Origin of the sequence: Streptomyces sp. MB09-01 (assembly GCF_033794505.1) — a bacterium.
In the GTDB taxonomy this organism is placed as follows: Bacteria; Actinomycetota; Actinomycetes; order Streptomycetales; family Streptomycetaceae; genus Streptomyces.
Genome location: NZ_JARAYQ010000390.1, coordinates 1 through 5,617, shown reverse-complemented (window position 1 = coordinate 5,617; position 5,617 = coordinate 1). Strand labels below are relative to the sequence as shown.

At 71.0% G+C, this 5,617-nt stretch carries 10 protein-coding genes; 3 read left to right on the top strand and 7 right to left on the bottom strand.

Annotated features, from left to right (window positions below):
- Positions 1–148 precede the first annotated feature (148 nt).
- The 4 genes from PV721_RS40670 to PV721_RS40655 all read right to left on the bottom strand — a co-directional run bounded on the left by PV721_RS40670 (position 149) and on the right by PV721_RS40655 (position 1,495).
- On the bottom strand, positions 149–604 hold the full coding sequence (locus PV721_RS40670) for an RpiB/LacA/LacB family sugar-phosphate isomerase (RefSeq protein WP_319733518.1): 456 nt from the start codon (positions 602–604) through the stop codon (positions 149–151).
- Positions 605–742: 138 nt separating this feature from the next.
- Positions 743–883, bottom strand: coding sequence for a hypothetical protein (locus PV721_RS40665; protein WP_319733517.1), 141 nt, complete (start codon positions 881–883; stop codon positions 743–745).
- A 33-nt stretch (positions 884–916) separates the two neighbouring features.
- Positions 917–1,198, bottom strand: coding sequence for a hypothetical protein (locus tag PV721_RS40660; RefSeq protein WP_319733515.1), 282 nt, complete (start codon positions 1,196–1,198; stop codon positions 917–919).
- 57 nt (positions 1,199–1,255) lie between these two features.
- Positions 1,256–1,495, bottom strand: coding sequence for a helix-turn-helix domain-containing protein (locus PV721_RS40655; RefSeq protein WP_319733513.1), 240 nt, complete (start codon positions 1,493–1,495; stop codon positions 1,256–1,258).
- On the opposite strand from PV721_RS40655, the gene PV721_RS40650 reads away from it, so the two are divergent.
- On the top strand, positions 1,496–1,948 hold the full coding sequence (locus PV721_RS40650; protein WP_319733511.1) for a hypothetical protein: 453 nt from the start codon (positions 1,496–1,498) through the stop codon (positions 1,946–1,948).
- On the opposite strand, the gene PV721_RS40645 is transcribed toward PV721_RS40650, so the two are convergent.
- On the bottom strand, positions 1,921–2,886 hold the full coding sequence (locus PV721_RS40645; RefSeq protein WP_319733509.1) for a GlxA family transcriptional regulator: 966 nt from the start codon (positions 2,884–2,886) through the stop codon (positions 1,921–1,923). The two genes, PV721_RS40650 and PV721_RS40645, sit on opposite strands and share 28 nt — an antisense overlap.
- A 135-nt stretch (positions 2,887–3,021) precedes the next feature.
- Between PV721_RS40645 and PV721_RS40640 the strand changes: the two genes are divergently transcribed.
- Positions 3,022–3,435, top strand: coding sequence for a hypothetical protein (locus tag PV721_RS40640; RefSeq protein WP_319733507.1), 414 nt, complete (start codon positions 3,022–3,024; stop codon positions 3,433–3,435).
- 187 nt (positions 3,436–3,622) lie between these two features.
- On the opposite strand, the gene PV721_RS40635 is transcribed toward PV721_RS40640, so the two are convergent.
- Positions 3,623–3,997 carry a hypothetical protein gene (locus PV721_RS40635; RefSeq protein WP_416371285.1) on the bottom strand — a complete coding sequence of 125 codons (375 nt, stop codon included), beginning with the start codon at positions 3,995–3,997 and terminating at the stop codon, positions 3,623–3,625.
- Between the two features lie 252 nt (positions 3,998–4,249).
- Here PV721_RS40635 and PV721_RS40630 point away from each other — a divergent pair, with 252 nt between their 5' ends.
- On the top strand, positions 4,250–4,972 hold the full coding sequence (locus tag PV721_RS40630; RefSeq protein WP_416371286.1) for an IMP dehydrogenase: 723 nt from the start codon (positions 4,250–4,252) through the stop codon (positions 4,970–4,972).
- Positions 4,973–5,285: 313 nt separating this feature from the next.
- On the opposite strand, the gene PV721_RS40625 is transcribed toward PV721_RS40630, so the two are convergent.
- Positions 5,286–5,459, bottom strand: coding sequence for a hypothetical protein (locus PV721_RS40625; protein WP_319733503.1), 174 nt, complete (start codon positions 5,457–5,459; stop codon positions 5,286–5,288).
- Positions 5,460–5,617: the final 158 nt, after the last annotated feature.

The following is a 5,617-nucleotide window of genomic DNA, read 5'->3' as shown; positions in this document are numbered from 1 at the left end:
GCCCGGCCCTGCTCCCGCCGCCGGCCCGCCCCGGTTGCCGCCGCACCTGCGGCGCCCGCCGCCCCGGCGACCGTCCCGCCTGCTGCTGCGCGGTCTCGACCGCGGTGCCGGGAGCAATCGCTCCACCCGCCGGCGTCACTGCCTTCATTCAGGGCGTGGGTTTCGTGTTGTCGAGCCGATTGACGCGCGCTACGTTCTCTCGGTCCTCGGCGTCCGCGCTCGCCTCGGCGGCGAACCAGGCGTCGAGGATCTCTTTGAGTAGCGGTTCCGAGGTCAGGCGCAGGCTGAGCGCGAGCACGTTGGCGTCATTCCAGCGGCGCGCACCGTCCGCCGTGTAGGCGTCCGTGCACAGGGCAGCGCGCACGCCGGGAACCTTGTTCGCGGCGATCGACGCGCCCGTACCGGTCCAGCAGCATACGACCGCCTGGTCGGCGTTCCCGGCGGCTACCTCGCGGGCCGCCGCCTCCGAGCAGGCTGCCCACTGCGGATCATCGCCGGGGCTGAGCGCCCCGTACGTCATCACGTCGTGTCCGCGGTCTCGTAGTTGCTTGAGGAGTGCGCGAGCCACGGGTTCGTCCATGTCCGAGGAAACAGAGATCCGCATGCCCCGAGACTAACCAGCCATGGCAGGACGGTCGCCGCAAGTCGAGGATGAGCACCCTCGGTTTTGCGGCACGGGTGAGGCCAGCCCGGTGCCCGGAGCGCTCTGGGGGCAGCAGTAACACCGGGCCGCCCCAACCCTCTACCACGCCCAGTCGACGCCCAGCTCGGCGAGCGCGGCGAGCTGCGCCTGGTCGAGCCAGTCGCGGCGTGCCGGTCGCTGTCGAGCGGCGCTGCTGCGGGTGGTGAGCCGGATCGTGGTGCGGTGCTGCTGCGCAGCCACCTGGAGCAGGTGTCGTTCAGTGCGGTGGCCTGCTCAGCGCAGCGCAGCGCTGTGCGTGCGTGCTGGGCTGCATTCGACGATCTCTCGTGCAGCCTTCAGTTTGCCGGGGTGGTCGCCGATCAGCCTGGTGGTGATGAGCACTGCGATCACGATGGGGACGCCTTCGTCTTTCAGATGCTGCTGGACGGCGTCCATGTCGATGCCTGCCGCGAGCAGGGCTCTGCATTCATCGATGCGGTCGGCGGCCCGCTGTGCCAGCTCGGGGGACAGCCCACCGATTGAGGCGCGCAGTTCTTCTGCGGTGGGACTCGGCATGGTGGGGATCTTCTCAGAGGATCGTCCGCGGGCTCCATGAGGTTTCAGCTGCCTCATTTATCGGGCCAAGGTGATGCCGAGTTCGGCGAGCGCCTCAGCTGTCCGCTGGCGAGTTTGTCGCGTCTGGTCTTCCGACAGCGGCACGCCCGTCTCGGCGGGCAGCTGGCAGGCCAGTGCCTTGGCCTCGGCGACCTGCGCAGGAGTGAAACGGGCGGGGCGCCCGGAGCGCTTGCGGTCGGCCAGGGCCGGCAGCTCGCCGTGGGCGAACCGGCCGCGCCAGGTCCGGACCGTGTCCACGTGCAGGTGGGTCTCGGCGGCGAACAGCCCTACCTGCCAGGACACATAGGTTGGTACAAACTCCGCTGCCGCGACACGACCGAAGCGATCATCGGCGCCGCTACGGGGACCCGGATCCGACCACAGCTCCTCCTCCTGGGCCGCCGCGAGGCCGCCGGCCAGCTCCGCTCGGTCGGCCGCACAGGCCCGCTGCGTGCCGAGCTGGCGCGTCTGGTCGGCGGCAACGTGATCGCGGCCGATGCCGGACGTCCCTGGGAGGGGTGGCGGTTCGCGTCGGCGTGGGGCAGCCGCGAGGTTCTGGACGTGACCCTCGTCCGCCCCGAGCTGGTCGCGGAGATCAGCGCCGATACCGCCGAGAACGTGCAGCAGCACGCGCGCGGCGATGATTTCGCGGTGGGTGTCAGGTCCTGGCGAGCGTGGCAGGATCAGTCGGGGCGCATCGCCGCACGGTAGCGGGACGGGGCGATCCCGAACCGCTCTGTGAACGCCTGCCGCAACGCCTCGGCGCTGCCGAAACCACAGCGCGCCGCCACGCCCGACATCGGCAGCGTCGTCGAGGCGAGCAGCTGCGCGGCCGCCTCGGTGCGGGCCTGCCTGACGTAGCGGCCCGGTGGCCGGCCAACCTGCTGGGTGAAAAGACGATTGAGGTGACGCACGGTCACCCCAGCCCGCGCGGCCAGCCTCGCCGTGCGCAGGTCGTCGTCAGGGTGGGCAGCGATGTGCTCGACGAGCGCCCGGACCACGTCGTCCCGGGGCGGCACAGCTGCGGTGAATAGACTCATCTGGGCCTGATTCCCAGGCCGTTGGAGATACACCACGAGGTCCCGGGCCACCTGGCGGGCCAGTTCCGGGCCGTGGTCCTCCTCGACGAATGCGAGGGTGAGGTCCAGCGCGCTCGTCACGCCGGCCGCCGTGTAGACGTGACCGTCGCGGACGAAAATGGGTGCGGGGTCCACGGCCACGTTCGGGTGCCGCTCGGCGATCAGACGGGCGAAGCGCCAGTGCGTGGTCGCACGCCGGCCGTCCAGTAGCCCGGCGGCGGCCAGCACCCCCGCGCCCGTGCACACCGACGCCACCCTCCGGCTCTCCCGGGCCAGTCGGCGCACGTGCCCGACGAGCCGTGTGTCCGACGCTGCCCGCTCGAACCCCGTTCCGCCGGAGACGATCAGCGTGTCCAGGGGGCCGATCAGCCGCTCCAGGGATTGCTCGCTGCGCAGGACGAGACCCGAGCCGCAGACGAGGGGAGTGCCGCCCGGGCCTGCGAGGAGCACCCGGTACGGGACCTCGGGCGCCCCTATGCCGTTGGCCATGGCCAGGGTCGTGGTCACGCACGCGATGTCCAACAACTCGGCCGCCTCGTAACCGACCACCACCATGAGCCGCTCCGCCATGCGCCAACCCTAGGCCGAACGGACGGGTACCCCAAGGGAACGGACACCGCAGCAGCGACTGCTTTCCTGCATGGCCGGCCGCCGCGGACAGTGACGTCGTCCCCACTCGCCCGTCCGCACATTGGAGGCACCCGGATGCACACGATCGGACACCGCTGGCCCACTCTGATCGCCCTGGCTCTGGCTGGCCTGACCTTCGTGGACGGCCTACCCGCACCGGAGTTCCTCGCAGGAGTCCTCGCCGGGATGCCGCTGTTCTACCTCCTCTTCGGCGCGGTCCGGCACGAACTGCACCGCCCGGGCGTCCTAGCCGGACAGCTCGCCGCTCTCGTCGCTTTCGCCGCCGTCTCCCTGTCAGCCGTCTTCCTGGACGGCGCCCTGGCCCTGCTCGTCCTCGCGGCCGGCTGGCTGGGCCACGCCGTGTGGGACGCCGTCCACTACAGGAGGGACCAGGTTGCGCCCCGGCAGTGGTCCGAATGGTGCGGAGTCTTCGACGCCTGCGGCGGCCTTGCTCTACTGTTCGCCGCCGCAACGGTCACCAGTCAGTGATCCGCCCCGCGGGCACATGCCACGCGCCGCCCCGGAGCGCGCGCCGCCGACTCGGCGCGCCAGGCAGCCCTACCCTCGTCCGGTCTCCGGCCGCAGACCGAGGCCCCGTCCGGCACCTGGTCCGCTTCAAACGGTTGCGCCTGGGTGCCGCTGTTCCAAGCGCGGCCGTCCGCTGAGTTGGCGCGGGTCACTTGCTGTCGATGCGCTTGGCGAGGGCGGTGTGCTCGCGTCGCAGATGGGGCCGGGTCTCGGTCAAGGGGCGCACGAGGCGGGCCGCGTCGTCGTCGGCAAGGGCCGCGTTCAGTTCGTCCACGGCCGCTTGGGCGTCGGGGGGGGGCAGGCCGGTGAGGGCGGCGATCTGGCCAGCGAGGCGGCGGAGGTCGGCTTCGTTGGCGCGGGCCCAAGCGGTCACAGTGCGGTCCGCGGCGCGCATGTTGCGCGTGGCCTGGACGCGCTGTTCGCCGGTGATTCCGGCGGTGCCGGGCCGCAGGCGCAGGTAGCGGCGTTCGGCGGCCTGGCGGTTTGGCCGCGCCGAGGGGGCACGTGACTGGGATACCCCCACAACGCTCCGCTGGTTCGCCTACGCCAGACGCGACCGGGGCGAATACCTCGCCGCCCGGGCCGAGGACCTGAAGCAACCACCCGAAGGCGGCGGCGGCCGGTGTCGGCCACGATTCGTGCAGCGGCTTAGTGATCGATAAGGTGCCAGATCACGACCGCACCCCCGTTCGATCAACGGGCCGGTCAGGGCTCTGCCGCAGTTGGTGGCACCTCCACGGCTGCCGTGCTGATCTCTGCCTGCCCGCGCCCTGGGATGGGGGCGGTCCTCACGGCGGGGCAGTCGGGCTCCGGCCGACGGGTCAGGAGGAACAAGTGGCACAGATCATCGCCGAGGTCTCACGGACGTTCAACGAATTTCTGCTCTTGCCCAACCGGACTCGGACCGCCTGCTCGGCTGCGACGGTTGACTTGCGCACGCCCCTGGTGCGGCACGTCGCGGGCGAGGCGTCGGCGATCGAGGCGCGGCCAGGCCAGCGCGGTGCTGGACGTCGCGGCGGCCCGGGACGCCTTCCGCGAACGCACCGGCGAGTACGTGCCGATCTGCTCCGATGGTGGGCTGGTGCACGACTACCACGTGGCCCTGGCGCTGGCGATGGGGGCCGACTTCGTCATGATGGGGCGTTACTTCGCACGCTTCGACCAGGCGGCCGGCGCGAAGCTGCCCACCCGGGACGGCTTCGTGAAGGAGTACTGGGGTGAGGGTTCGAACCGGGCCCGCAACTGGCAGCGCTACGGCCAGGGAGGCCAGGGGCTGATCTTCGAGGAAGGCGTGGACGGCTACGTCCCCTACGCTGGCGACCTCAACGAAGGGCTCGCCCTGACCATCGCCAAGCTCAAAACCACGATGGTCTCCTGCGGCTCCACTACCCTGCCGGAGTTCCAGTCCACCGCCCGGCTGACCCTCGTTTCAGACCAGAGCTTCCAGGAGAGCCACGCCAACGTCACCCTGCGGGACACCCCGGCGACGGTCTCCTGACAAGCTGCTGAGCCCCGACGTGAGGACTACTGGTCGGAGGGGAATGGCGCATGGTTGGAATAACCCCCTCCCGCCAGTAAAAGACCGCACTGCCCTCCAGCAGCGCGACAGCCGTCGACGGGGCTGCTGCGCCGGAACGCAGCAGCCCCGGCTCCACTCGAGCCGGCCACGCGGAGACCCGCTGAGCAGTGGGCGACCACAGGGCTGCAGGGCTGTCGGCAGCACCCCGCAGGAGCGTGGCCTCACCAGGTGGTCTCCCTCCCCACCGTCCGGGGTGCAGTCCTCGGACATGTTCATCGATGTCCCATGAACCTCAGCCCCGCTGGTGGAGAGCGCGGGTCAAGTCGCGGTTGGCGGGTCGGGCTGCGTCGAGTTCGGCCTGCCGCTCCTCCTGGGCGCGGGTCAGCTCGACGTGGCCCAGCGGCGGAGCGGCCGGCGGCACGGTCCGAGGTGCGGGTGGGGACTGGAAGAGCGCCGCGCTCTTCACCGGTCAGGGAAGCAGTCCATGCGCGTGGTTTCCGTAAGGATGCGTGTCCGGCAGGTCTGGTGGGGGTTCGCCTGCGAGGATCGTTCGGCTGGAGTCGGGGGATCCGCTGTGAAGTGACTGCCCCTGCGGCTTCGCCCCGTATGCCCCCGGCCGGCACC

Excerpts from the sequence above, each read along its gene's own strand:
- PV721_RS40670 (WP_319733518.1), bottom strand. The coding sequence starts at position 604 with ATGCGGATCTCTGTTTCCTCGGACATGGACGAACCCGTGGCTCGCGCA.
- PV721_RS40660 (WP_319733515.1), bottom strand. The coding sequence starts at position 1,198 with ATGCCGAGTCCCACCGCAGAAGAACTGCGCGCCTCAATCGGTGGGCTG.
- PV721_RS40645 (WP_319733509.1), bottom strand. The coding sequence starts at position 2,886 with ATGGCGGAGCGGCTCATGGTGGTGGTCGGTTACGAGGCGGCCGAGTTG.
- PV721_RS40640 (WP_319733507.1), top strand. The coding sequence starts at position 3,022 with ATGCACACGATCGGACACCGCTGGCCCACTCTGATCGCCCTGGCTCTG.
- PV721_RS40630 (WP_416371286.1), top strand. The coding sequence starts at position 4,250 with ATGGGGGCGGTCCTCACGGCGGGGCAGTCGGGCTCCGGCCGACGGGTC.